Origin of the sequence: Brachybacterium tyrofermentans (genome assembly GCF_014897585.1) — a bacterium.
GTDB classification, from domain to species: domain Bacteria; phylum Actinomycetota; class Actinomycetes; order Actinomycetales; family Dermabacteraceae; genus Brachybacterium; species Brachybacterium tyrofermentans.
On sequence record NZ_JABUXW010000084.1, the window covers coordinates 1 to 1,279 of the forward strand.

1 protein-coding gene is annotated in these 1,279 nt (G+C 68.5%); it reads right to left on the bottom strand.

Annotated elements, in window-relative coordinates:
* Window positions 1-34: 34 nt before the first annotated feature.
* Window positions 35-1,279 (bottom strand): IS3 family transposase gene (locus tag INT49_RS20800; protein ID WP_404801968.1). Its coding sequence is split into 2 segments (ribosomal slippage), with 1,246 coding nucleotides annotated over them: window positions 35-957 and window positions 957-1,279; the frame shifts between segments, so codons are not numbered across the junction. This gene is flagged as partial in the annotation.

Consider the following 1,279-nt stretch of genomic DNA (forward strand, 5'->3'; position numbering starts at 1 on the left):
GGGGCCTACCCCCGGTTCGTGGACACGGGGGTGTTTACGCTGCGAGCGCTAGCTTAGCGGTGTAGGCGCGCTCGTAGGCGTTCGGGGACAGGTAGCGGCACCAGGAATGGCGGCGCTTGGTGTTGTAGCGGGTCAGCCAGCGGAACATCTTGCGGCGGGCGGTGAGCTCGTCGGTGAAGCACGCGGCGTCGCGGAGGACCTCGCGCTTCGTGGTCGCGTTGAACGATTCGGCCATCGCGTTGTCGGCGCTGGAACCGACGGCTCCCATCGACTGGGTCACGCAGAGCCGCTGGCAGAGCTCGGCGTAGGCCTTGGAGGTGTAGACGGACCCGTGGTCGCTGTGGAAGATCGCTCCTGCCAGAGATCCACGGGCCGCGGCGGCGGCCTTGAGCGCGTCGGCGACGAGGTCGGTGCGCATGTGATCGGCGATGGCCCAGCCCACCAGGCGGCGGCTGTAGCAGTCGATCACTGTGGCCAGATACAGGTTCCCGCCCCCGCCGGCCTCGGATAGCGGCAGGTAGGTGATGTCGCCGACGTAGCGCTGGTTCGGCGCCTCGGCGGTGAAATCCCGGCCCAGCAGGTCAGGAACGACCTGGTCGGCCGGCTCCGGCACCGTCGTGCGGTGCTTACGCTTCTTGACGTAGCCGCTGAGGCCGGCCTCTCGCATCACGCGAGCGACCCGCTTGTGGTTGACCCGGTCCTCGGGCGCGGCCCCGTCGTTGAGCTCTGCCGTGATCCGCGGGGCACCCTGGGCATTGTCGTCCGCGTGGATGATGCGGATCCGCTCCAGCAGCTCGCCATCGGAAGCGGCCCGCGCGGACCGAGCCGGGGCGCCTGTCTGCCAGGCGTAGTAGGAGGAACGCTCGATCTCGACGAGCTCGCACAGTCGCTTCACCGGATAGGTGGTGGAATGGTCGGCGACGAACTGGAAGCGACTCACCAGCGCGTCTCCCCGGCGAAATACTTCGCGGCCTTCTGGAGGATCTCCCGCTCCGTGGTGAGCTTCGTCGTCTCCGCTCTCAGCTGGGCGTTCTCTGCCTCCAGCCGAGCCACGCGCTGCTCGAGCGGCTCACTAGGATCCGACGTCGGAGCGATCGGCGCGGACCGCAACGGGCGGTCGGTCAGCGTGCCGTCAGCCGCGGTCTTCTTTCCGGTCCCGTGGGTCTCCAGCCACTGCCGCAACGTGCCCCGGACGATCCCGAGGTCCTCCGCGATACCGCGGACCGTCGCTCCCGGTGTCGACTCGTACAGGTCAACCGCCTGCTGGCGAAACTCTTCG